Source organism: Candidatus Enterococcus huntleyi (assembly GCF_009933175.1).
GTDB classification, from domain to species: domain Bacteria; phylum Bacillota; class Bacilli; order Lactobacillales; family Enterococcaceae; genus Enterococcus_K; species Enterococcus_K huntleyi.
Genome location: NZ_MAEJ01000027.1, coordinates 99,119 through 122,232, shown reverse-complemented (window position 1 = coordinate 122,232; position 23,114 = coordinate 99,119). Strand labels below are relative to the sequence as shown.

The following is a 23,114-nucleotide window of genomic DNA, read 5'->3' as shown; positions in this document are numbered from 1 at the left end:
AGTAGTGGGACAGATTAATTTCTCAATCCTCTAAAAATAATTGAGAAATTATGGATGCCTTTCCACTTTCCTAGTAAAGCGAACTCTCCACCAAATGCTTCCTGCGATAAAGCTGTAATCAGTTTCGTGATCATCGTTTTCTCGGAACTATTCCGGCTAATCATGCGATAGATATCAGCTTTTTTCACAGTCAATAACACATTATTTAAGGTTAGAACATTTTCATTCATAGTTATTTTATCTTTCCCTAGTCTGACTTTTTCAAAACATTTCTTAATTCAGGTAGCAACTGCTTCTTAAATCGAAAAAAGTGAAAAATTTGGTATACTTAATATTTTGCCTATTTACCATTTGAAGAATTTTGACGATTAATAGTAGGGTTACCTAAAAAATTTGGTATACTTAAAGTTTCAGGTTATAATTTTGCACTTTTCATTTGTTATTTCTCAAAAAACACAAAAGGCACGTTTTCCTTTAAAATCACATGAAAATTCTGGGAACGATATTTTTAGTCTTCTTTCAGTAGATAAATCAGATTTCTGAATTCAAATATGCCTTTAGATGTGTTATTTATCCTAGCAAATTGATGTCACATTTACTAAGGTTTTAATTATATTAGTAAATTTTTGAGCCTTCTTATCTCCGGCAAAACAACTGGCAGCCATAAAGGAACAACTCTTAATAACGATCAGCGCCATTTAATGCTACACCGCTTATTCCATATAGACTGCTCCTTCATTTTTTATTCAGCTCATCTTATCCAATTATCCTTCTGGGAACCATACACGTAGCTCATTCTCCCCGCGATTTCCCCATAAATGATACGGAATCAATTTCAGGATAGCCGCTTCTTTAACTTCTTCAGTTTCCGTAAATCTATATAATTCCTCGTCTTTCCATTGAACTACCTTACTAGCTACAAGATCTAGCTGAAGTGTTTGTGGTAAAAGTTCTGAATGACTCCTTACTTTTGCCTCAGAAATATCTTTAGTTGTTAGTCGATAAGAAAAGAGTTCCGGATTGTCATGCCCTTCGCCACAATAAACGAATGGGCCTCGTTGAATGGCTAATTTTCGACTATTTGTCCAAACTTTCGGATTGCTTCGAATCGCCAATACTGGTTGTTCGAAGGAAACTTGAAGTGTTACTGCTTTCTCTAATTGAACAAAGAAGTAATCAGCCGTCTCTTCTATTTCTGTTTCAGCATTGACAGATGCGACAGTCATAACAGCTGCCCACGAAGGTTTGCGGATAGCTAATCGTCCAGTCATTCCGGTCGCTTCAATCGTTAGTTGATTTTCATAAGGGAAATCAGTTTGCTGAGTGAGCGTCCCAGTCTCACTCGTTAATTGACTCTCAACAAATAAATTTAGATAGAGTGTCTCCTCCTGTTGCGTGTAGACATATTTTTGAAGCGAACTGATTAGCCGAGCAAAATTAGGCGGACAACAAGCACAGCCAAACCAGTCAGGACGCGTCGTCTTGACATGACCTTTGCCAGGATTATTTCGACAACTATCTGGTTGAACCTCTAAAGGATTAACATAGAAAAAATGCTTCCCATCAATCGAAGCGCCTGATAAAACGCCATTGTACAATGCTCGTTCCAAGACCTCTATATATTCTCTTTTGGGTTCATTTTTGAATAATTCATAAGCAAAATATACCAACGCAATCGAGGCACACGTTTCACAATACATCGTATCATTGGGCAAATCATACGCACCCGTGAAGGCTTCGCCATGGACCGTTGATCCTACACCTGCGGTAATATACATTTTTCTTTTTGTGACATCTTGCCAAATTCTCTCGCAAGCCGCCAACAACCCCGCATCTCCCGTTTGATTGGCAATCTTAGCCATCCCCGTTGCCATGTACAACATTCGGACCGCATGCCCTTGAGCAATCGTTTGATTTTTTGGTTGGGCATTTGCCTGTAAATAAGCCGCATCAATCGTAGGATTTTCTTCAGAAAGCCCCTCTTCTAGATTGCGTTTCACTTCATTAGAATAAAAATGTGGATCCTTCCCACGAACATCTGTAAAAAATTCTGCTAAGTGGAGATATTCTTCTTGCTGAGTATATTCGTAGAGTCGAACAAGCGCCAATTCGATTTCTTGATGGCCATCCGCTCCCTGAATTTTCCCCGCTTCATAACCAAAAGCCGCTTGTATATTTTTTACGAATTTCTTGGCAATCGTTAACAGAGCTGATTTTCCAGTCGCTTGATCGTAAGCAATCGCGGCCTCAATCAGATGACCTGCACAATACAATTCATGACTAAAATAGAGCATCCGATAGCTTAATTCCGGACATTTTAATTGAAAATAGGTATCTAAATAACCATCCTTCGCCTGCGCTGCACCAATTAGCTCAATCACCTCATCGCAAAGTGCTTCTAGCGCCTCATCCGGTTGATTCTGCAAACTATAGCCCACCGCCTCCAGCCATTTATAGACATCACTATCTTGAAAACTCCAGCCAAAATGCTCGCCAGTCGTGCGTCCTGCAGCGATTCGAAAATTTTCTAGCGCATGACTCTTGCCCACCGGTAATGTGTCATCCACTCGTTCCGCCTGAACATCCACCTCAATCGCATCATCTAAGACTTGATATTGGTACGGGATAACCACTTCTCTAACTAATTGTTGATAATTTTTCCAAAATGAATCAGAAAGCTTAACTGATTCTAAACTAAATTCCTGTCTGTATGATTGACCCATCATTTTTTCCTCCTCGTAGACAAAAGCTAGTTTATAAATAAATTCAATTGTCATTTATTCATAAAAGCTTTATTATTTAAGATAGTTTTATTATAAAATCCAGTCATTTACTTGTCGTTAGAAGAAAAGATAGAAATAGTGGATATAAACTAGATGATGAATCGGAGGGAAGCCATGTTTGCAGAAGAAAACTATCTCGTAGGTACTATCAATAGCTTGAAATTTGAGCTTGCTGGTCAATTTTATTCCGCCATCCCTTGGCAACATTTACCCAGAATAAATCATAATTACGAACTATTTATTGGCATAAAAGAAACCTTATACTTAACGATAGAAGATCAACATCTGACCATAGCTCCAGGTGATGTACTCCTCATCCCACCTGGAATTCATTTTTCAGGACAGAAGGATTCACCTGGCGGACTCTCGTTCTATTGGCTACATTTTTTAGCACCACATTCAGAAATTACAAGCCAATCCATTCAAGAAGCTCGATTACTGACAACTGCCCAGCCAATTATTTGGCCACTGTACACGGAGAATTTGGCCTCAACCGATGAATTAATTCTTTTTCAACAGTTAATTCACTCTATGAAACATTCGCGTTGGCAAACAGAACTACTCGATACGTTTACTAAAACATTGCTACTCAGCCTTTCCGCAACGACTAAACAGGCTCTTTCAGGTACACACGAATCACTTGATTCACCAATTATCGGCTTTGTCTCAGACTGGCTCCAAAAAAACTATGCACAACCAATCACGGTACAAGAAGTTGCCAATAATTTTGGCTACAATAAAGCCTACCTTTCCCACCTGTTTTCACAAAAAATGGGTATCACCATGACACACTATCTACAACAGCTCCGCATAGCCCAAGCAAAACTATTATTAGCGGAATCTTCGCAAACCATTACGGAAATATCTCGAGCAGTTGGTTTCCAAGATGAAAAATACTTTTCACGTCTCTTTAAAAAACTTGTTGCCTGCTCTCCCTCAGATTATCGAAAATCAACGCAAAATAGAAAATAAGTCGAATGAGCCTTGTACTCAACCGACTTATTTTTTTCTTATAGATTTTTACCTGTAACAAGTTAATCCAACAGGTCATCTTTCAATTTTTTGCCAAAGAAACTCACACCAGCCCGCATCCCGCTGATAAATAATTGGTCGCTAGAAAGCTCTTTGTACAGTACATAGCAACTCTCAGAACCAAGCCATTCGGCCAAGTTCGCTTGATGTGTGCCTACCTGAACATCAGCTGAAGAAAAATCAATCAACTCCCAGACACCCGCTAAATCTGTCTGCTTATCTGTCACACGAATCTCTTCAACATCCGCCTTCTCATCGCCTACGACCTCTACCGCACCAGTATATTCATAGGCTGAGACAGCTGGCCAACCGTTAGACAGCCAAAATAATGAACGAATCTGCAAATAAAATTGATCTGAATGTTGTTCTTTTCGAGCATGGTGCACAATGAACTCTCGACCCGTTTTTGTATCAGAAAATAGTGAATTATGACCAGGCGCGTAGACAATCGGCTCTCCTTTAAATTGATAGCCACCGATTAGTTTCGTACCGACCTGATCAGGATGGCTTTCTAAATCAGTCATCTCGTTTCCAAAATAATCGACATACGGTCCATCAATCGACCGCGAGCGCGCGACGCGAATATTATAAAAATCATTCAACGAATCAAAAGAGACAAACAGATAAAAATAATCTGTTTCCGCATGATACTTAATAAACGGGCCTTCAATCGCGCCTTCGACACTTTGAGAACGGATGGCTAGACGCTTGCCATAACCCGGATTAGCTAGCTTTCCTGTCTCCTCATTTATTTCAGCAATATAAATTCCACCAAAAAATGAGCCATAAACCATCCAAGGCTTGCCTGATCGATCCCAGCAAATATTCGCGTCAATCGCATTGTGATCAGCAATCTCAATCGAAGTTTTCACCACTTCTCCTCGATCCTCCCACGGACCCAACGGATGTTTAGCGACCGCTAGCCCGATAAAGGAGGTAGTGCTACCGAAAGTCGAAGCTGAATAATACATGCGATATTCATCCTTGACCTTTATTATCTCAGGTGCCCACAGCCCAGTCGCTTGCGACCATGAACGCGCATCTGTTGGAACACCCTCTAACGCCGCTTTTTCAAACTGCCAATGCACCAAATCCTCTGACGAACGAATCGGTACACCACTGGTTTCCGGCTGTTGTGTATCCGTGGAATATAAATAATATTTCCCCTCTGCTTGAATAATTGTTGGGTCATGAACCCCTATTTTTGCATCCTTCATCTGTCTACTCCTTCTAGATTACGTTATTTAGTCAGTTGCTTTATTTACTCAATCACTTTATTTACTCAATCACTTTATTTACTCAATCACTTTATTTACTCAATCACTTTATTTACAAATAAGGGCCTCACCACAAAATAGCTCTATTTTGCGTGAGACCCTTATTCAGTTACGCAAGTTCTTGCCAGTAATGTGCAGGACAATCTTTATTGGCTAGATTTGCGCGAAATTTATAGTAACAGCCACACTTGCCACACGTCGTACCCACTCGAAAAGGACACGCACTGCAGATTTCAAGACGCTTCTCTAAAATATGCGCCTCCACAAGATTCGTTTCTAAGCTGAGCTGCTCTTCAATCAACGCTTCCACATCGACTTGCGCCGCTTCTTCTTTGATTTCACAACCCACGCAAGCCATTTTATGCCTCGATAACGAGCGTTGTAACTGACATTGGCGGCACCGTTACTGCCACGCCGTCTGCTGTTTGTTGATAAGCAGTAAATGGTTGAATTGCCACGACTTCTGGCGCATCAAAATCATTGTGCGCACTCATTTCATCTGCAAAAATGTAGTTTGCTTCTAACACTGTTCCGTTTGCCAATGCTAGAGAAATTTCTTCCTCATCAGACGTTGAAAAATTACAAATAGAAACAGTTACCTTGCCTTCTTTTTTCGAAATTGTATAAGAAATGGTTTCACTTTCGCTACCGTAGCTATCGACTAATTCTGCATCCTGATGATTTTTATATAATTCAAACACATGGTAACTTGGCGTCTTAATCATCTTTTCACCCTCAGTCAGTATCATCGCCTGTAAAACATTGACTGTTTGAGCAATATTCGCCATGTGCACACGCTCCGCATGTTTGTGGAAAATATTTAAGGTAATAGCCGCAACCATCGCATCTCGAATTGTATTTTGTTGGTACAAGAATCCTGGATTGGTGCCAGGTTCAGCCGTAAACCAAGTGCCCCACTCATCGACGATAATTCCCACACGCTTCTCAGGATCGTACTGATCCATAATCGCGCTGTGGCGCGTAATCAATTCATCCATGTGCGCCGCTTTTTGACAAGTCACATACCATTCATTTTCGTCAAACTCCAGCGCGCTGCCTTTTTCCTCCCAGCCTTTTGGATGGACATAATAATGCAAACTCAAGCCATCCATCAGCCAATGCGCATTCTTCATCAAAACTTCTGTCCAGTTATAATCATCGACATTCGCGCCGCCAGCTACTTTATAAATTTTTTGATCGCCATATTGACGGACATACGTTTGGTAACGACGATACAGATCCGCATAATATTCCGGACGCATATTACCACCACAGCCCCAGTTCTCATTACCAACGCCAAAAAATTTCATCGCCCACGGCTCTTCTTGACCATTTTCGCGACGCCAATCAGCCATCGGAGAAACGCCACCCATCGTGATATATTCCACCCACTCGGACATTTCCTGAACCGTTCCACTACCGACATTGCCGTTGACATACGCTTCACAGCCCAGTTGTTTCACCAACTCGAAAAATTCATGGGTACCAAAGTGATTGGTTTCCGTCACACCACCCCAGTGAGTATTCACCATCTTCTGACGATTTTCTTTTGGACCAATCCCATCCTTCCAATGGTATTCATCCGCAAAACATCCGCCCGGCCATCTCAACACAGGAATTTTAATCGCCTTTAACGCCTCTACAACATCCGTACGCATCCCATTCACATTAGGAATCGCAGAATCTTCCCCAACATATAAGCCTTCATAAATACAACGACCCAAATGCTCCGCAAAATGACCATAGATATACCGACTAATTGTTGGACCTGATTTTTGATTTAAAATTTGAATATTCATTTGATTGCCTCACTTTTCAAAGTTTATCGTCCATTATAATTTTGTATTTGCCACAGGTTCACCTAAGAATGGAAAGCCATCCTCAGTCCAAGTAAATTCTTGAGCGATAGCATGACGATTCGGATTGTCTAAAGGGTCACCCATTTTATTTTTTTCTGGCCTTGCGTGATACACGATAATATCTTTTGTGCCATCTTCGCTAACTGTAAATGAATTATGTCCGGGCCCATATTGCTCATTTGTTTCTGAACTAACAAAGATTGGCTGATCCAATTTATGCCATGAATAGCCATCTAATAAATCACTCGTCTCATCAGCCCATAGTAAGCCTATTGCATAATTTTCATCAGTAGCACTTCCAGAATAGGTGATGAAAACTTTCCCATTTCTAATCAAAACGGCAGGTGCTTCGTTGACTAAGAATCCGATTTTTTCCCAACCGTATTCCGGAATAGACAACAGTAATTGCTTCCCTTTTAAAGTCCATGGGTTAGCCATTTTAGACAGATATAAGTTTGAATTCCCTGGGATTCTTGGATCTAATTGGGCCCACACATAATAAAGTTCTTTATTATGTTCAAAAACTGTCGCATCTATACTAAAACTTTCAAACTGGGGCTTAATTTGACCTTTTTCAATCCACTCTGTATTCATTGGCGATTCATTACTATTTTCAATCACAAACATCCGGTGATGGTTTTCTCTATCTCTCAACTCGCCATGGTTACTGGCTGCAAAGTAGATGTACCATTTATTTTCTATAAAATGAATTTCAGGTGCCCAAATTAATTGACTCATCAGACCGATTTCATGAGCCTGCCAAACAGTAATAATTTCACTATTAGACTCTAAATCTTCCAATTTTTTTGCTCTTCTCAGTTCGATTGACTGATAACCTGGAACAGAACCTGTAAAATAATAATAGCCATCTGTATGTTTATAAACCCACGGATCTGCCCGCTCGAATACAATTGGATTTTCATAATAAACTTGTTTTTCACTCATTTTTTTTTACTCCTTAGACTGAATTAAATAGAGAGGAACTCCTTCTTCCGAAACCCCTGTATAGGACATTACTTGTTTCTCCTGATTTTCATCCCACACAGAAATAAACTTTCCTCTATATTCTTTCTCATTAATTTTTATTATTGAATCTTTCTCGATATTATCTGATGATAACGTCCAGCCACCTGTAATTTTTCCTGACAGCTTACCATTTTCCAGCGTAACTTCCTTTGGCTCCACTATTGAATCACTAATTTCTTTTGAAAATTCAAGTAATCGATAGCTTCCATTAACCATAGAAGCAGTATAATTCGCTATCTTTTCGTTAGCGTAACGCACGGGTGTTACAATTGGCCAACCATCCTCTGTAAAATAAAATTGGTGAACTCGGACTTCATGATTTTCTCCACCATTTGGAAATCTCGTATGAAAAATAAGATAGTAGGCATTTTGCTCTTCATTGTAAATAGCTGAATTATGACCTGGCGATACATAACCGGCATTTGTTAAACCATCATCTTCTTCATAAAGAAAGTTGCCCATCAATTTATTACCATAATTTTCAATACTCACATCATCAAAAGTCGTCCCCTCGGATCCTTTCGCTTCAATCATTTCTTGTCCCGACCCATCAATATATGGACCCTCAACAGACTTAGATCTAGCAACACGCATATTGTATCCGCCAAATGAATCGAGACCACCAAATGATGTAAACAAATAATAATATTCAGTTTCAGAGTTATAGAGAATATACGGCGCTTCTATTCGACTATGATTACCGCCTAATAACTTTGTACCGTATGAATTTTCATCAATCGGTAACCCTGTGTCGCCATCCATTTCCATGATATAGATTCCCCCGGAGTAAGAACCATAAACCATCCATAATCTATCATCATTGTCATAAAAAACATGAGGATCAATTACATTTGGGTCAACTGTCGCATCGTAAGTTTTATCAAATTGTGGAGATGTTCCCGAGTACAAAAATGATTCAACCTTTTTATAAGGTCCTTCAATCGAATCAGCTACCGCTACTCCTAGAACTGATAAGGGCGAGGTACCCTGACATAAACAGTAATACATATAGTACTTCCCATTTTTCAGTTGTTGGATATCTCCAGCCCATAATGTATCAGTTTTAGCATAATCAAATTCCTCTTCCAATTCCTTTCGGATATCTTCAAATAAGTTTGTTTGATTTACATTTTCAGACAATTGATTCCAATGAATTAAATCTTCGCTCTTCGCAAATTGCGTATGTGACCCTAGAATATAATAGCTTTCTTCTGCTTTAATTATTGAAGGATCATGAACACTCACATTTTCAAATTGAGGATCTTTTAACACTTGTTCGACTGGTTCTTCATTCTTACAACTAGACAATAGAGACAGTGTTAATAAAGATATTCCCATACGTAAAATCAGTTTTTTCATCTACAAGTTCACCAGCCCTTTCTTTTTAAAAGCAGAAAGAAACAAATGACTTGTCACATAAATGAACGATGGGATTGCAAAAAAGATAAACCATGAATAAGCTAGACTAATCACGAAGAAACAGATAAATAGAATAAAACTAATCACTACCTGTAGTGGCGAAACAAGTAAACTAGCGAATGAAATTTTCAGCTTACTCATTCTTTTTTCTTTTGGAAAAAGATCATCCAACAAAAAGTAATTTATTACTGCTAGACAAATGACGCTTATCAATATAATCAAGGGCCATTGAAATAGGGCCTTCATCAAACTGTCTTGTTGAATAATTACCAAATCAAAATATAGAGTACTCACAAATATCGGCACTACAAGTACTTGCCACGTATACTTCTTGAGTGTCTGCCCATATTGCTTTATAAAGAACACCGTGATTTCTTTATAGGAGTATTCTTCATCAAATAAATGTGGCAGATGCAACACATGAATCAATGCCGCAGTACTTGGAATTAAACCAACCACTCCTACACCAATTAGTGTTCCTATAAACCAAAAACTATTTAGCAAAAATAAAATAACTATCAAATTGATTACTTTCATTAATTTTTGTGTCATAGGACTCTCCTCACTAACCCTTCATTCCTGATAAAGCCACGGATTCGATAATTTGTTTTTGGAAAATAATAAAAACAATTAACACTGGTAAAAGGGAAACCACAGACGCAGCCATAATTAATGGATAATCAGTTTGGATTGCATAGGCTGCATTTAAGTTTGCGATAACTACTTGTAATGTTTGTTTTTCTGGACTATTTAAATAAACCAAAGGTGCTAAATAGTCATTCCAGACACCCATAAACCACAAAATGAATTGTGCGGCTACAGCTGGGCGGATTAGTGGGAAAATCAATTGGAAAAACATTTTTAAGTAGCCCGCGCCATCAATTTTTGCCGCCTCAACGACTGAATCGGGAATATTTGATAAATACTGTCTTAAAAAGAAAATCATTGTGATATTACCAAACATACCAGGAACAACTAATGGCAAAAGAGTATCTACCCAGCCAATTTTTGAGAACATCATAAACTGCGGGATCATGACTGCTGGATAGGGAATCATCAATGCTGCTAATAACATTAAAAACAAAGCATTCTTATAGGGCATTCTGAGTTTGGCAAAAGAGAATGCTGCCATGCTTGATGTAATTGTTCCAATAATCGTAACTGATAATGAGACAATAACCGTATTCTTGATACCAGATGCCAATGTATCAAGCTCAACTAGCCTTTTATAAGCGTCCCACTTTACAGGATTAGGAATCCACTGTGGTGGAAGTTGAAATACACCCGATTTTTCTTTTAATGAAGTCGAAACCATCCATAAGAGTGGCCCAACCATAACAATTGCTCCGATAGATAGAACAATAATGATTAATATATTGGTAAAGTTCCTTTTTTTCGTCATTGAAAGCCCCTCCTGTTAATCCATTGAATAGCTTGAACGATTATTCATATAAAATTGGAATGCTGTAACAGCAAATACTAATACGGCTAAGATAAGCGCCATACTACTTGCATACCCCATTTGCCAATTTTTGAATGCTTTTTGCCAGATATACCAGACAATAGTCGCTGAACTATATTTTGGCCCACCTGTTGGTGTCATAATATTGATTTCTGTAAATATTTGGGAGCCACCAATAATATTCGTTACCACTAAGAAAAAGGTGACTGGCTTCACCATTGGCCAAGTGATATTTCTGAATTTTTGATAGGAAGAAGCTCCATCTAACTCTGCTGCTTCATAATAAGTCTTTGGAACACTCTGAATAGCCGCTAAGTAAAGCAGCATTGAATATCCTAAACCTTTCCAAACACTCATGATAATAATCGCCGGTTTGACAGTATCAGGATTTTGCAGCCAATTTGGACCATCGATACCAAATACTGCAAGAACCTGGTTAACTAAACCAAAATCTCCATTGTAGGCCCATTGCCACAGAATTGAAATTGCAGCTAATGAAGAGATAACGGGAATATAATACACCGTTCTAAAAATAGTCGTCCCTTTAATTCCACGACTCAAAGCCGAAGCCAAAATGAACGATAAAAATAATCCAATTGGAATACCTAACATTAAATACAAAGTGTTAAAAAGTGTTCTATAAAAATAATCATCTTTGAAAAGCTTTTTAAAATTGTCAAACCCAATAAAATTCATCTGACCAAGACCATTCCAGTCAGTAAAAGCAGCATAGGCAGAATAAACTAAGGGAATTAATGAAAATAGAATAAATCCTAAAACTGGTAAAAGGACGAATAAAAATGCCACTCTATGCTCTCTTTTATATAAATTACTTTTTGGCCGTTCATTTCTTTTCTTCTTATTTGTTTTGGTTGACAGCTCCATGATAGTGCCCCCTTTTAAATTAATGACTCCAAAAGATTGAGCTAGAACGCTTACCACTCGCAACCGTTCTAGCTAATTTTCTCTCTATAACTCAATCTTTAAATGCATTGATAAGTCCATTAGAACGCATGGCCACCAATATATTCATTTGATTATCTTTTATTTCGCAGCTTCTTGTTGTTGGATTGCCTCATCTAATTTTTCTTGCATACGAGGTTGCACTTCTTTGACATAATCAGCTGCTGTTTGATCTCCGTCTAAAACCGTTTGGATATTGATAAAGAATTCATCATACCATTCCGCATTATAGGTTGTTGCTGCTGGCATTGATCGTCCATAGTCTTGAACAATTTGAAGGAATTCTTCTTTGTTATTCGGTACCTTATCTGTTTCAGAAGCCCATTTTTCTGCCATATCAATCAAATTAGGAATTTGAATCTGTGCGTCTACTAACTGTTGTTGTCCTTCTTCAGAAGCACTCAAATATTCCACAAGTTTAACAGCCTTTTCAGGTGATTTTGTTTTACTAGATACACCAATTCCTAGAGAACCAATATAAGTAGCTGATTTACCAGTTGAGCCTGCAGGCCAAGGAATCAAATCATATTCGAAGTCCAAACCACCATAAGTACTCATATCCCACGGTCCCACTGGGAAGAATGCAATTTCCCCATTCATCCATCGTTGATAAGTATCTAGTGTTTGAGCATCAGATATTGACGGTGTTAATTTGTATTTGTTCTGAATGTCTGCAAAAAATTGTAGAGACTCTGCAAACTCAGGTGTATCAACGGTTACTTTTGTTTTATCTTCATTAATCCAGTCACCGCCATTACTCCAGGCAAATGCTTGTAAACTCCAATTGACATTAAATCCTGTAGCCCACTGATTCAAATTACCATCACCATCTGTATCTTTTGTTAACTCTTGTGACACTTTGATAAATTCGTTCCAAGTATAAGGTGTGTCTTTATCTGGTAACTCGATTCCCGCATCTTCAAACATTTGTTTGTTATAACCTAGAGCAAAAGGTCCTACATCCTTAGGTAATCCATAAAGCGCTCCACTACCAACTTTCTCTCCATCATAACGATAACTATTAACTCCATATTCCCAAACATTAGACAAATCAAAATCAGATTTCTCAATCTCATCTGTAATATCTAATAAAACCCCATTATCTACATAGGGCATCAAATTACCTTGTTCTATATAAAATACATCCGGAAGATTTCCTCCAGATATTGCCGCTTGCAATTTAGTTGCATATTGATCCGCATCAGTTGAAATAATTTTTACTTTCACATCTTCGGCTTCTTCAAATTTTTTAATCGCCGCACTATATGCCTTCTTCTCATCTTCACCACCACGGAACATAAAGGTTATTTCATCTTTACCACTCGAACCACTACTCTCTTTCGTTCCACTTCCACATGCACCCAAAATTAATGTACTAAGAGTAATTGCTGCAGCTGTTAAAAATAGTTTATTTGCTTTCATTTTAAGACTCTCCTTCTTCATGATTTGTTATCCTTAGATAGTAGATAACTTTTTGATAAGATACATTGCTGACATTAAAAATTTTTGCAGATCCGATGAAACTCAAAAATAAACGAATTATTCCAAACTTAAGTAATTTCTCAAAAATGCAACACCTTTCAATTTATAAGTAAATAATAAAACGAAAAGAAATCGCTGTCAATAGTAAATATGTTAAAAAACAGCAATAATATTAAATATCGATTAATATATTTATTAATTATGAAGAAAAATAATGATTATATTTACAGTTATTAATGAATATGTTAACATAAGGACAAATAATCGATTTAATGAGGTGAAATAGATGCAATTAGAGATTAACGCTGAGGCATTGCCCGTTTATGAAGCATTAGCAAGCAATGTCAGAATCAAAATTATCCAGCTTTTAGCCAAGAATAAAATGAACGTCAAAGAGTTAGCCGCTGAATTAGGGCTAAGTAGCGCAATTGTCACGATGCACATTAAGAAGCTTGAAGAAGCCAAGCTGATTAAGACGGAAAAAGTTGGCCAGCAGAAAATTTCTAGCCTACGGATAGACAAAATTGAGATTAATTTTCCGGAAAAAATCTTTAATGCCTTTGATACGAAGGAAAGTGCTATCCCTGTTGGACACTACACAAATTATTCGATTGAACCAACGTGTGGTCTTGCAACCCTAAGTGATTTCATCGGCCCAGTGGATGAACCAAAATATTTCATGGATCCTAGTCGGATGGACGCGCGGATTCTTTGGTTTACTAAAGGATTTGTTGAATACCAATCACCAAACTTTCTAACTGCCTCAGAAAAACTTGAGATGTTGGAGATTTCCATGGAGATTTCTTCAGAGTTTCCATTTTCTAACGACAATTGGCCTTCAGATATCACTTTCACTTTAAATGGTGTTGAATTGGGTACTTGGACAAGTCCCGGTGACTTTGCCGATATTCGCGGAAAATACACACCAGATTGGTACCCAGATAATTTAAATCAATATGGAATTCTAAAAACGATTCGTGTGATGAATCATGGGACCTATATGGAAGGTGATCCTATGTCAGAAATTCGAATTGCTGATATTCCTAGCCACGAAGATACTTGGCATCTAAAAATTGAAGTCAAAGAAGATGCCAAGCACATCGGTGGCTGTACCCTATTTGGCAAAGGCTTCGGTAATTATGATCAAGATATTAAAATCAAGACTTTCTACAGTTAAAATAGCTTGGATAGTTCATCAAACAAAAAACTCGGCGTACAAGTAAATGTACACCGAGCTTTTTGTATACTCTGAAAATTTGATGATTGCCACTAAATCAAAAAAAGTTTCAAAATTAATTCATAAAAGAGATAAATAATTACACACGTTTTTATTTTTACGCTAAAAATTGTTATTACCTCCAATACAAATAGTCTCACTTACTGATAGAAGTATATTTTTTTCGAAGTTGTTTAGGTGACATTCCTGTGTGCTTAATTACATAGTTAGAGAAATAGCTAGGAGTTTTGAAGCCAGCTAAATAAGCAATATCAGTCATTGAATCCTTCGTAAAAATCAATAATTTTTTTATATGGTTAATCTTTGTTTCATCAATGTAACCTAAAATTGTTTTACCTGTTTCCTTCTTGAATACTTTCATTAAATACGGTTTACTTACGCCCATTTTTCTGACGAGGTCATCAATGACAACCTCTTGCCAATTTGTTTGGATATAGGCTAAGCATTCTGACACATAGACATTTTGAACATTAAAATCCTTTTGAAAATTTCGAGCCCTTGGATGAAAAAAATATAGTAGCAAATAAATTAGCTTGCTCAGTTGATACTCAATAAAATAAGCTGAAACTGCATTCTGACTAATATGTTCATTAAAAATATCTTCAATAATTGGTGCTATTTGCTTGGTAATCTCCCCATCTGAAATCATTGGAATGTGATTCTTTGCAAGCTCATCAAATAACTCGTCTACTAATTCAAATCGTAATGTATAGCATGAATAAGGAAGAATTCCCTGCGTCGTTTGCCCAGGATATCTAAAAATTAAATCTCCTTTTTTTACAGTATAATACTCACCATCTATATACATCCCCCCTCGGCTTTCCGTGATAACCTCTATTTCATAAGAATCAACTAAGCGATGTTCGATGGGCTCAGAAACATACGTATCAATGGGTCTACTAAAGAAGTAACTATCTACTATTTTTAAATCTTTCATAGTTTCATTAATCCCTCCTAGGTTGCTATTTTGTAAAAAAAAGTAATCATATATAAAGAAACCGATTGCAATCATTGTTATTCTTATTACGAACTTAAGCGATTCACCATAGTATATTATAAAAAAACTGGATGTGAAAGTATTGAAAGCTACCTCAGGAATTTTCGAAGATTCATTTATCAAAAGTCTGTTATCCAAGATGACTATTGAAGAAAAAATTGGGCAAGTCAATCAGGTCGGAACCTCGATTTATGGTGGTAAAGAAGAACATTACGAAAAATTAGTGCGCAATGGATCTGTGGGTTCCTTTTTATCAATAAAAGAAATTGAAAAAGCGAACAAACTACAAAAAGTAGCAGTCGAAGAAACTCGACTAGGTATCCCCTTACTATTCGCAGAGGATGTTGTTCACGGGTTCTTAACCACCTTCCCTATTCCATTAGCAGAGTCTTGTACATGGAATTCAGAACTAATAAGAAAAACAGCAGAAATCGCAGCAGAAGAAGCAGCGGCAGCAGGAATTCATTGGACCTTTGCGCCTATGGTCGATGTCAGCAGAGATGCTCGTTGGGGACGAGTAGCAGAATCATTTGGTGAAGATACCTTTCTAACTGAAGAATTTGGGGCAGCTAAAGTCACTGGATTCCAAGGAAATCTCTGTAATGGACAACTAGACCGAAATCGACTAATCGCTTGCGGAAAACATTTTGCTGCTTACTCTGAAGCAGAAGCTGGCCGTGATTACAATACAGTTGATCTCTCTAGTTATAAACTAGCAAATGTGTACCTTCCTCCTTTTAAGCGTTTAATCGATGAAGGTGTTCTAACAATTATGAGTAGTTTTAGTCTATTAAACGGCATACCGGCAACTACGAATAAAAAACTTTTGATCGATATACTACGAGAAAAGCTATCTTTTTCAGGCCTATTAATTTCTGATTGGAATGCATTGCAGGAAACAATTACTCATGGATTTTCAAAAGATTATGAAGACGCAGTCAAAAAAGCAATCGACTGCCAACTAGATGTCGACATGTCTTCCTTGCTTTATCTAAATACTTTGAAAGAATTAATCCATCGTCAAGTAATCAACGAGTCTTCATTAGATAAAGCTGTTTATCGATTACTCTCATTAAAAGTCAAACTAGGGTTATTTGAAAATCCCTATCGCTCCTCTCCAGAGCATTATGCGACTATTATCAATAAAAGCAAAGAATATCGAGAGACAGCTCGACAAGTAGCTGAAGAATCCATTGTGTTATTAAAAAATGAAGAGTTACTCCCCCTTAAAAACACTGATAAAGTAGGCTTTACTGGAAAGTACTTAAACGATCATAATAGTATGCTGGATACTTGGGCTTGCAAAGGAAGTGCTCAAGAGATTATTACAGTTGCTCAGGCAGTATCTGAGAAAAAAAATAAACAGTATTTTATATTAGAGGACGCCTATAATGACTTCAAGAAGGATCGTTCCTTCAAAAAGGAGACTATAAATCTGATCTCTAAACTAGATAAAATTGTCGTGGTCTTGGGTGAAAAAGCTACCGATTCTGGTGAAGCTAAGTCAAAAGCAATCTTAGGTATAGAGCAAGATCAATTAGAATTTACAAAAGCCATTTCAACTGTTAATCCAAATATAATTGTGGCTTTAATGAACGGCCGGCCTATGATTGTTTCAACCCTATTGCCTTACGCTAAGTCTCTTGTTGAAACGTGGCATTTAGGTTGTGAAGCTGGCTCCGCCATCTTAAATATTTTAGAAGGAAAAATAAATCCTTCTGGAAAGCTGACAATGACTTTTCCACGTCACGAAGGACAGTTGCCCATCTATTATAATCATCATCATACAGGGAGACCCTATCAGCTCGAAAAATTCAATACAACTAGATATATTGATATATCCAATGAGCCAGAATTCCAATTTGGCTTTGGCTTAAGTTATACTAATTTTTCAATAGATAATATGCAAGTTTCAAAGCTGAAAAAAAACAGTTGGCAAGTTTCCATTGATGTCGCTAATCTAGGAGATAGGGATGGTCAAGAAGTAGTTCAACTTTACATTGGTGCTAAGTTTGGTACCTATGCCCGACCTGTGAAGGAATTGCGAGACTATCGAAAAATAAAGTTAGTAGCTAAAGAAAAAAAGACTCTTTGTTTCCAAATTGATCGTGATACATTCGCCTATTACGATGAACTTTTTAATAAACTAGTTGATGCTGGTGAGTATCTGATCATGATTGGAAACAGTTCACAAATAGAACAAAAAAATATGACAAGAATTGAGGTCGAAGAGTAAATGAGCTATCAAAATGAGGCAAAAGAAATTATCAAAGGTGTAGGTGGTAAAGAAAATATTGCTGCGCTCACGCATTGCGTTACCAGGTTACGTTTTGTTTTGCACGACGAAAACAAGGCAGAAAAATCATTACTGGAGAGTTTAGAAGTTGTAAAAGGGACTTTTAAGGCAAATGGTCAATACCAAGTAGTCATTGGCCCAGAGGTTTCAAAAGTTTATGATTCAGTCATTGAACAAACCGGATTAGAAAGTATGTCTAAACAAGAAGTCAAAGATGTTGCAGCAGTGGTCAGCTTAAACCCGTTGCAACGTGTCATCAAAATTTTAGGTGACGTATTTGTCCCTATCTTACCCGCTATTGTAACTGCTGGTTTGTTGATGGGTTTAAACAATTTGTTAACCAATCCGGGAATATTTTTTACTGGATCTGTCATTGAAACTTTCCCAGGAATAGCTGACTTGTCTAGCATGATAAATACCATCGCCAACACATCTTTCCAATTTTTACCTGCACTGATTACTTGGTCAACAGTAAAATATTTCAAGGGAAGTCCTTTACTGGGAATCGTTCTAGGACTAGTATTTGTTCATCCTGACTTAATGAACGCTTGGAACTATGGACAAGCATTAACTTCTGGAGACATCCCACAGTGGACTATACTAGGATTTTCAATCACTAAAATGGGATTACAGGCACAAGTTCTTCCAGCATTAGTCTCAGGTTATGTCTTAGCAAAAATGGAAATAGGGTTACGTAAACGAGTACCTGAAACCATTCAATTATTAGTTGTCGCTCCTGTTGCTATTCTAATTACCAGTATTTTAACTTTTGTTATTATTGCACCAGTAACAATCTACATTGGTAATACAATTGTTGGAGGCATTGTTTGGCTATTCAGTCACGTACCTTTCTTAGGTGGAATCGCATATGGTACGGGTTTAGCACCATTAGTTGTAACTGGAATGCATCATGCCTTTTTACCAATTCATATTCAATTAATGGCGAATGGTGGAGACTACATATGGCCTATCGGAGTTATGTCAAGCTTAGCTCAAGGCTCCGCAGCAATTGCTATGAATTTCTTAATTAAAGATAAAAAGTTAAAAGGTGTCGGTTTAGCTGCTGGGCTTTCTGCTTATATGGGCATCACCGAACCAGCCATGTTTGGTATTAATCTAAAATATAAATTTCCATTTGTCTTTGCTATTCTTACTTCTGGATTAATCGGTGGGTTCATGGCTACTCAGCATGTGATAGCAACCTCCGTGGGAATCAGTGGTCTTCCAGGGTTCTTATCTATCCCATTAGAATTTTGGCCAACTTTCTTCATTTGTATGGCTCTAAGCTGTGTCGTTTCTTTCTGTTCAACTTATTTCTATGGGAAAATGAAAAATCAATCGATATAAATAAGTGACAGCTATAATTTAAAGGCGAGTGTAGTATTCATTCTATGCTCGCCTTTAGATTACCCTCTCCTTCTCCACTTACCATCAAATAATTTCGGCCTTTGCTCCAAACGATAAGTAGTATGAATCATCACAAATAGTAATCCTTTTTATATGATTCTCCTTCATGCTATACTCATCTATGGAACACTTAGAGCATCTAGAAATCCTGATTTATCAACCATGCAAGCAGGCCTTGCGCCTTGTCAAACAGAGCTTTCTTGAATAACTACGCTCATTGGACTACCTTAGTAATGAAAGGAGACAAATGAAATGTTTGCACAAATTTTGAAAGAACGAAGAAATGAATTAGGGATTACCCAACAGGAAATGGCAGACAAGCTGTTCGTGACCCGACAGACTGTCTCGAACTGGGAAAACGGTAAAAACTTTCCAGATATTCCTACCCTAATCTCAATCAGTGAAAACTATTCTCTGTCTCTCGACTACATGCTAAAAGGAGATCCTGAGTATATGAAAAAAGTCGACGAAGATTACAAATTGATCAAAAAGAAACGAACGGAACGCATCGCCACCTACATTGCTACCCTCTCGATAATAGCCATTTTATTGCTAAGTATTTTGTCTATATTTTTTGGCGATAAATTCAACGAGAATATCATGGGTTCTCTGGGCATCGCTGTCTGTATCCCCTTAGCACTCTCCAGCTATATCATCTATAAATCGTTCTATAAAAGCGATCACAAGGGACCACAACCTTTATTCATTCCGAAAGCCTACGGAATCGGTATTTCCATAAATCCCAATCATCCTGTTGGCAAATTAATCTGGATACTCTTAGGAGTCGCGCTAGTAGCGTTACTGATTTATAGTTTGTTTTACGAATGAGATCCACTGAACTAGTTCACGCTAAAAAGCTCTGACCCAGTCATAGAGTCAGAGCTTTTTCACATGCACACGCTTAATAAATCCCAAATCCTCAACGCGCTTCAATCTTGAACAGTTTTGACTTTTGAGATAACTCAACAACAATATGCGCATCCGCTAAAACTGTTTCTGGTAATTTATCTTTTAGGATGGACGCTACCAGCTGAACATTATTTTCTTGAACAAATCTGGCGACCTTTATCAATTGATTGTCATGCATGAGCTCTTTTTTATCATTCAATAAGAAATTAAATGTCGGCAAATTTTCTGAATTCGAAAATAAGATATTGGCTAGATCAAAGCAAATGATTTCGCCTTGTTTTTTGCCAGAACTCAGGTTGGCATTGAAGGCATTAAAAACATACACTGAACGTCCATTTTTTTCTTCAATATCGTATTTAAGAGCGTAACGCTCTCCATAAAGTTTAAATGAAATAGTCGAGAATAGCTTATTGAACTTTTCAAGCTGCCCTTTTAATTTTGATTCAAACTCTTCCGAAAAGAGATTTTTATCGATCTTTTCAATTTCCGAAGATAGAGTCGCTATCTCCGTTTCGACAGTCTCAAGTTGGGCAATCACCGTTTCAAATTCACCTTTTTGCCTGTGTTGCTCATTTAATTCGTAAATAACTTTTTCAAGTTCTTCAAAAGAATTTCCTTTTGTTATTTTTTCTGCCAATGTTTTCTCATTTTCTAGAAGACTATTGATCACCACTTCGCAGACACCAAGGGCCGCTTCAATCTTAGGCAAATCTTGAGCAATAAATTTTACTTTTTCGATAATCATTGTATTATGATATGCAACCAATTCTTCAAAAGACTTCTGAATGTCAGAAACATTATGCGTCGCTTCTTGATAGAGTGCGCCTAAAGCTACTACATCAATATCTGCGTGTTCCAACTCGAGCTCCGTTACAGCCTCATTAATAAGCTCTTTTCTAATCATCAGTTTGCTCAATTCAGAACTTTTTTTATTTAGATTGTATTTCACTCTATTGAGTTCTTCTAAATCTTGCTCATAATCTTCATTCAGATTAAAGCGCTCCTTTTTCTTATTTAATCTGCCAATTTCAGCATCTATTAAAGTGAGCGCCACTTCATATGCTGATTTTGTTTGGACCTTTTCCAATCGCTTCTTGAACATTTCTTCCTGCTTTATCTTTGCAGTAAGTACTTGTTTCCGCTCACCATCCACTACTCTACAGCCTAATAAATAAAGGTATAACGCTTCATACTCAGTATTTGCCGTAAATTTATCCAGTGTTTTCGTTGTGTTATTTATGCTAGTATCTTTATATCTGATATTATGAGAAATAATTTGTCTGAACGTCGGTTTGTCGACTGTTTTATCGGGGAAAAGCTGCCGTTCTAGCGCTTCCTCAAATTCTTTAGCCAGTACATCCTCCCCATTAATCTTTCTGATTGCTTTACTTGCAGTGAGAAAATTTCTTTCTATAGATACTTCCTTTGCTGCAGGATCCGCTAAATTTTCAGATAGAATCAGTTTCACTCGAACATCTTCAGTAAACAAAAAGTCCTTTACCAGACTATAGGTCTGTTTTTGATTCTCATCATCTGTATAAATTAGTTTAGACTTCGCACCCAAACAGAAATCTATTAACTTTAGGACTGTCGTTTTCCCAACATTATTTCCTGTCGTCTTCGTCTCGCCCAGCGGTGTGTCATCAACAATTAAATTCATCCCATTTTTAAATTTGAGCGCTCGAATCACTCTATTTGGCGTAAGCAAAGTCAATTCTTTGAGGTACATAATTTAACGCTCCCCTCCTCATTAACCCTTGCTGACTCAATCAAAAATAACCAGTCAAGACACAAGATAAATGTGGTGAATGAGAGATCATTCTTCTTTTTCACTTCTTGATATAACTTAATAAGCGGTAATCCATCCTTTTTATTCAAAACAGCCAATAATAGAGAACTATTATAGTAAATACTCAGTTTAGGGTTGATATTATCAGGTAGTAACATAATTGTAGCCCTCCGGATTCTCAAATATTTTGCATTTTATAAAGGCATCTACCACTAATATCGACGCACAAAGTTCGATTTCTTCATATGGAATCCCGTTGTAATTTTTACTTTTTATGATTAGTTCTATCAGATTATCAATCACTTGAAAAAATATTTCCTGCCCACTACTATCATTTTCCTTACACAAATTCGTGTACAATTTTCGAATCGTCATAAGCACGGAAAAACTTTTATTCGTTCCTAACTTATCAAACTCCGTATATTTTTCATTGATTTTACTATAAAAAATTTTGTAGTCATCAATCGTTGAGGCGCTACTTACTAAGTCGTTATACTCTATTTTCCTTTCGATCTCGAATGAATTAATTTCTGGTGATTCGTAAGGAATAGCAAGATCTTCTTTCGATAAAATAGTAATAATTTCGGTCAGATTGCTATCAATTTTTATTATATCTGCTCCAGGGCCAAGCTCTTCATTAATAAAATTATAGAGCTTTTTTTGCTTACTAAGAGGTAAATTTAGAACGATATTCACAATCGATTTCACATCATAGATATCCGAGAGAGGCGTGAACTCAATCCCTTGAATCGTAGGATACATCTTCGAGCGCAACTCCTTACCATCACCTGTCAAAGCCACAAATAAATACCGATAGCCCAAATAAGTGGTTGTATCAAGTTTACTTAATGAATGCTCAATCTTTTGTTTCGTGCAGGTTGAAGACACCTGAACAATTACTTTATTTAATCTGTCAATTAAGTCTATCCCTTGCGCATTTTGCTTGAGTGCATTGAGGTTCACGAATGAATAGTCAAACAAGAGATTCAGTAACTGGGTATAAAAGACTTCTGAATGAATATTTAGATTCAAGATGTTCAACTTCCCACGCGTTTTGATTCGATAGGACAAGATCATTAATTTTTCTTCAATATAGTCAAAATACGTACTTCTCTTCATGAATACCCTCCTTCACACTTCATAGCAGCCGCACTGAGTATAACACCTTTAACTAAC

Annotated in this window: 20 protein-coding genes; 5 read left to right on the top strand and 15 right to left on the bottom strand. The window is 37.3% G+C overall.

Features of this window, described 5'->3' with window-relative positions; genetic code table 11:
• Positions 1 to 14: 14 nt before the first annotated feature.
• Both BAU15_RS11790 and BAU15_RS11785 read right to left on the bottom strand, forming a co-directional pair.
• Positions 15 to 230 carry a hypothetical protein gene (locus BAU15_RS11790; RefSeq protein ID WP_161842942.1) on the bottom strand — a complete coding sequence of 72 codons (216 nt, stop codon included), beginning with the start codon at positions 228 to 230 and terminating at the stop codon, positions 15 to 17.
• Between the two features lie 534 nt (positions 231 to 764).
• On the bottom strand, positions 765 to 2,723 hold the full coding sequence (locus tag BAU15_RS11785) for a glycoside hydrolase family 127 protein (RefSeq protein WP_161842941.1): 1,959 nt from the start codon (positions 2,721 to 2,723) through the stop codon (positions 765 to 767).
• A 153-nt stretch (positions 2,724 to 2,876) separates the two neighbouring features.
• Here BAU15_RS11785 and BAU15_RS11780 point away from each other — a divergent pair, with 153 nt between their 5' ends.
• Entirely contained in the window at positions 2,877 to 3,755 is an 879-nt protein-coding gene (locus BAU15_RS11780) for a helix-turn-helix transcriptional regulator (RefSeq protein ID WP_161842940.1), read from the top strand.
• Positions 3,756 to 3,817: 62 nt separating this feature from the next.
• On the opposite strand, the gene BAU15_RS11775 is transcribed toward BAU15_RS11780, so the two are convergent.
• The 9 genes from BAU15_RS11775 to BAU15_RS11735 all read right to left on the bottom strand — a co-directional run bounded on the left by BAU15_RS11775 (position 3,818) and on the right by BAU15_RS11735 (position 13,243).
• Positions 3,818 to 5,032, bottom strand: a complete 1,215-nt coding sequence (locus tag BAU15_RS11775) for an arabinan endo-1,5-alpha-L-arabinosidase (protein ID WP_161842939.1) — start codon at positions 5,030 to 5,032, stop codon at positions 3,818 to 3,820.
• Positions 5,033 to 5,201: 169 nt separating this feature from the next.
• Positions 5,202 to 5,450: a DUF6171 family protein gene (locus BAU15_RS11770; protein WP_161842938.1), complete on the bottom strand. Its 249-nt coding sequence runs from the start codon at positions 5,448 to 5,450 to the stop codon at positions 5,202 to 5,204.
• A gap of 1 nt (position 5,451) precedes the next feature.
• Positions 5,452 to 6,891 (bottom strand): alpha-N-arabinofuranosidase, encoded by a 1,440-nt coding sequence (locus BAU15_RS11765; RefSeq protein ID WP_161842937.1) that lies wholly within the window; start codon positions 6,889 to 6,891, stop codon positions 5,452 to 5,454.
• A gap of 33 nt (positions 6,892 to 6,924) precedes the next feature.
• Complete coding sequence (locus BAU15_RS11760; protein ID WP_161842936.1) at positions 6,925 to 7,896, bottom strand: glycoside hydrolase family 43 protein; 972 nt, start codon at positions 7,894 to 7,896, stop codon at positions 6,925 to 6,927.
• A 6-nt stretch (positions 7,897 to 7,902) separates the two neighbouring features.
• Positions 7,903 to 9,336, bottom strand: coding sequence for a glycoside hydrolase family 43 protein (locus BAU15_RS11755; protein WP_161842935.1), 1,434 nt, complete (start codon positions 9,334 to 9,336; stop codon positions 7,903 to 7,905).
• Entirely contained in the window at positions 9,337 to 9,948 is a 612-nt protein-coding gene (locus tag BAU15_RS11750; protein ID WP_161842934.1) for a DUF624 domain-containing protein, read from the bottom strand. It lies immediately after the preceding gene.
• 13 nt (positions 9,949 to 9,961) lie between these two features.
• Positions 9,962 to 10,798, bottom strand: coding sequence for a carbohydrate ABC transporter permease (locus BAU15_RS11745; protein ID WP_161842933.1), 837 nt, complete (start codon positions 10,796 to 10,798; stop codon positions 9,962 to 9,964).
• Positions 10,799 to 10,813: 15 nt separating this feature from the next.
• The gene (locus tag BAU15_RS11740) at positions 10,814 to 11,743 is read right to left on the bottom strand and encodes a carbohydrate ABC transporter permease (RefSeq protein ID WP_161842932.1); all 930 of its coding nucleotides are present in this window, start codon (positions 11,741 to 11,743) and stop codon (positions 10,814 to 10,816) included.
• Positions 11,744 to 11,902: 159 nt separating this feature from the next.
• Positions 11,903 to 13,243 (bottom strand): ABC transporter substrate-binding protein, encoded by a 1,341-nt coding sequence (locus tag BAU15_RS11735; protein WP_161842931.1) that lies wholly within the window; start codon positions 13,241 to 13,243, stop codon positions 11,903 to 11,905.
• A 346-nt stretch (positions 13,244 to 13,589) separates the two neighbouring features.
• Between BAU15_RS11735 and BAU15_RS11730 the strand changes: the two genes are divergently transcribed.
• Positions 13,590 to 14,480, top strand: a complete 891-nt coding sequence (locus BAU15_RS11730) for an ArsR/SmtB family transcription factor (RefSeq protein WP_161842930.1) — start codon at positions 13,590 to 13,592, stop codon at positions 14,478 to 14,480.
• Positions 14,481 to 14,676: 196 nt separating this feature from the next.
• On the opposite strand, the gene BAU15_RS11725 is transcribed toward BAU15_RS11730, so the two are convergent.
• Positions 14,677 to 15,477, bottom strand: coding sequence for a helix-turn-helix domain-containing protein (locus BAU15_RS11725; protein ID WP_161842929.1), 801 nt, complete (start codon positions 15,475 to 15,477; stop codon positions 14,677 to 14,679).
• 133 nt (positions 15,478 to 15,610) lie between these two features.
• Here BAU15_RS11725 and BAU15_RS11720 point away from each other — a divergent pair, with 133 nt between their 5' ends.
• The 3 genes from BAU15_RS11720 to BAU15_RS15795 all read left to right on the top strand — a co-directional run bounded on the left by BAU15_RS11720 (position 15,611) and on the right by BAU15_RS15795 (position 20,068).
• Positions 15,611 to 17,773 (top strand): glycoside hydrolase family 3 N-terminal domain-containing protein, encoded by a 2,163-nt coding sequence (locus BAU15_RS11720; RefSeq protein ID WP_161842928.1) that lies wholly within the window; start codon positions 15,611 to 15,613, stop codon positions 17,771 to 17,773.
• Positions 17,774 to 19,180, top strand: a complete 1,407-nt coding sequence (locus tag BAU15_RS11715) for a PTS transporter subunit EIIC (RefSeq protein ID WP_161842927.1) — start codon at positions 17,774 to 17,776, stop codon at positions 19,178 to 19,180.
• 312 nt (positions 19,181 to 19,492) lie between these two features.
• Positions 19,493 to 20,068 (top strand): helix-turn-helix domain-containing protein, encoded by a 576-nt coding sequence (locus tag BAU15_RS15795; protein WP_237580190.1) that lies wholly within the window; start codon positions 19,493 to 19,495, stop codon positions 20,066 to 20,068.
• Between the two features lie 91 nt (positions 20,069 to 20,159).
• Here the strand turns inward: BAU15_RS15795 and BAU15_RS11705 are convergent, their stop codons facing one another.
• The 3 genes from BAU15_RS11705 to BAU15_RS11700 are packed head-to-tail and all read right to left on the bottom strand — an operon-like array spanning position 20,160 to position 23,057.
• Complete coding sequence (locus BAU15_RS11705) at positions 20,160 to 21,809, bottom strand: DUF2326 domain-containing protein (RefSeq protein ID WP_237580189.1); 1,650 nt, start codon at positions 21,807 to 21,809, stop codon at positions 20,160 to 20,162.
• A gap of 50 nt (positions 21,810 to 21,859) precedes the next feature.
• Positions 21,860 to 22,096 carry an ABC-three component system middle component 6 gene (locus BAU15_RS15940; RefSeq protein ID WP_420022127.1) on the bottom strand — a complete coding sequence of 79 codons (237 nt, stop codon included), beginning with the start codon at positions 22,094 to 22,096 and terminating at the stop codon, positions 21,860 to 21,862.
• Positions 22,083 to 23,057, bottom strand: a complete 975-nt coding sequence (locus tag BAU15_RS11700; RefSeq protein WP_161842925.1) for an ABC-three component system protein — start codon at positions 23,055 to 23,057, stop codon at positions 22,083 to 22,085. The genes BAU15_RS15940 and BAU15_RS11700 overlap by 14 nt, the downstream gene beginning before the upstream one ends.
• Between the last annotated feature and the right edge of the window lie 57 nt (positions 23,058 to 23,114).

Coding starts and splice junctions, on each gene's coding strand:
- BAU15_RS11790 (WP_161842942.1), bottom strand. CDS start 230: ATGAATGAAAATGTTCTAACCTTAAATAATGTGTTATTGACTGTGAAA.
- BAU15_RS15795 (WP_237580190.1), top strand. CDS start 19,493: ATGTTTGCACAAATTTTGAAAGAACGAAGAAATGAATTAGGGATTACC.
- BAU15_RS11745 (WP_161842933.1), bottom strand. CDS start 10,798: ATGACGAAAAAAAGGAACTTTACCAATATATTAATCATTATTGTTCTA.
- BAU15_RS11760 (WP_161842936.1), bottom strand. CDS start 7,896: ATGAGTGAAAAACAAGTTTATTATGAAAATCCAATTGTATTCGAGCGG.
- BAU15_RS11700 (WP_161842925.1), bottom strand. CDS start 23,057: ATGAAGAGAAGTACGTATTTTGACTATATTGAAGAAAAATTAATGATC.
- BAU15_RS11730 (WP_161842930.1), top strand. CDS start 13,590: ATGCAATTAGAGATTAACGCTGAGGCATTGCCCGTTTATGAAGCATTA.
- BAU15_RS11740 (WP_161842932.1), bottom strand. CDS start 11,743: ATGGAGCTGTCAACCAAAACAAATAAGAAGAAAAGAAATGAACGGCCA.
- BAU15_RS11770 (WP_161842938.1), bottom strand. CDS start 5,450: ATGGCTTGCGTGGGTTGTGAAATCAAAGAAGAAGCGGCGCAAGTCGAT.
- BAU15_RS11725 (WP_161842929.1), bottom strand. CDS start 15,477: ATGAAAGATTTAAAAATAGTAGATAGTTACTTCTTTAGTAGACCCATT.
- BAU15_RS11780 (WP_161842940.1), top strand. CDS start 2,877: ATGATGAATCGGAGGGAAGCCATGTTTGCAGAAGAAAACTATCTCGTA.
- BAU15_RS15940 (WP_420022127.1), bottom strand. CDS start 22,096: ATGTTACTACCTGATAATATCAACCCTAAACTGAGTATTTACTATAAT.
- BAU15_RS11775 (WP_161842939.1), bottom strand. CDS start 5,032: ATGAAGGATGCAAAAATAGGGGTTCATGACCCAACAATTATTCAAGCA.
- BAU15_RS11705 (WP_237580189.1), bottom strand. CDS start 21,809: ATGAATTTAATTGTTGATGACACACCGCTGGGCGAGACGAAGACGACA.
- BAU15_RS11735 (WP_161842931.1), bottom strand. CDS start 13,243: ATGAAAGCAAATAAACTATTTTTAACAGCTGCAGCAATTACTCTTAGT.
- BAU15_RS11715 (WP_161842927.1), top strand. CDS start 17,774: ATGAGCTATCAAAATGAGGCAAAAGAAATTATCAAAGGTGTAGGTGGT.
- BAU15_RS11750 (WP_161842934.1), bottom strand. CDS start 9,948: ATGACACAAAAATTAATGAAAGTAATCAATTTGATAGTTATTTTATTT.
- BAU15_RS11785 (WP_161842941.1), bottom strand. CDS start 2,723: ATGGGTCAATCATACAGACAGGAATTTAGTTTAGAATCAGTTAAGCTT.
- BAU15_RS11755 (WP_161842935.1), bottom strand. CDS start 9,336: ATGAAAAAACTGATTTTACGTATGGGAATATCTTTATTAACACTGTCT.
- BAU15_RS11765 (WP_161842937.1), bottom strand. CDS start 6,891: ATGAATATTCAAATTTTAAATCAAAAATCAGGTCCAACAATTAGTCGG.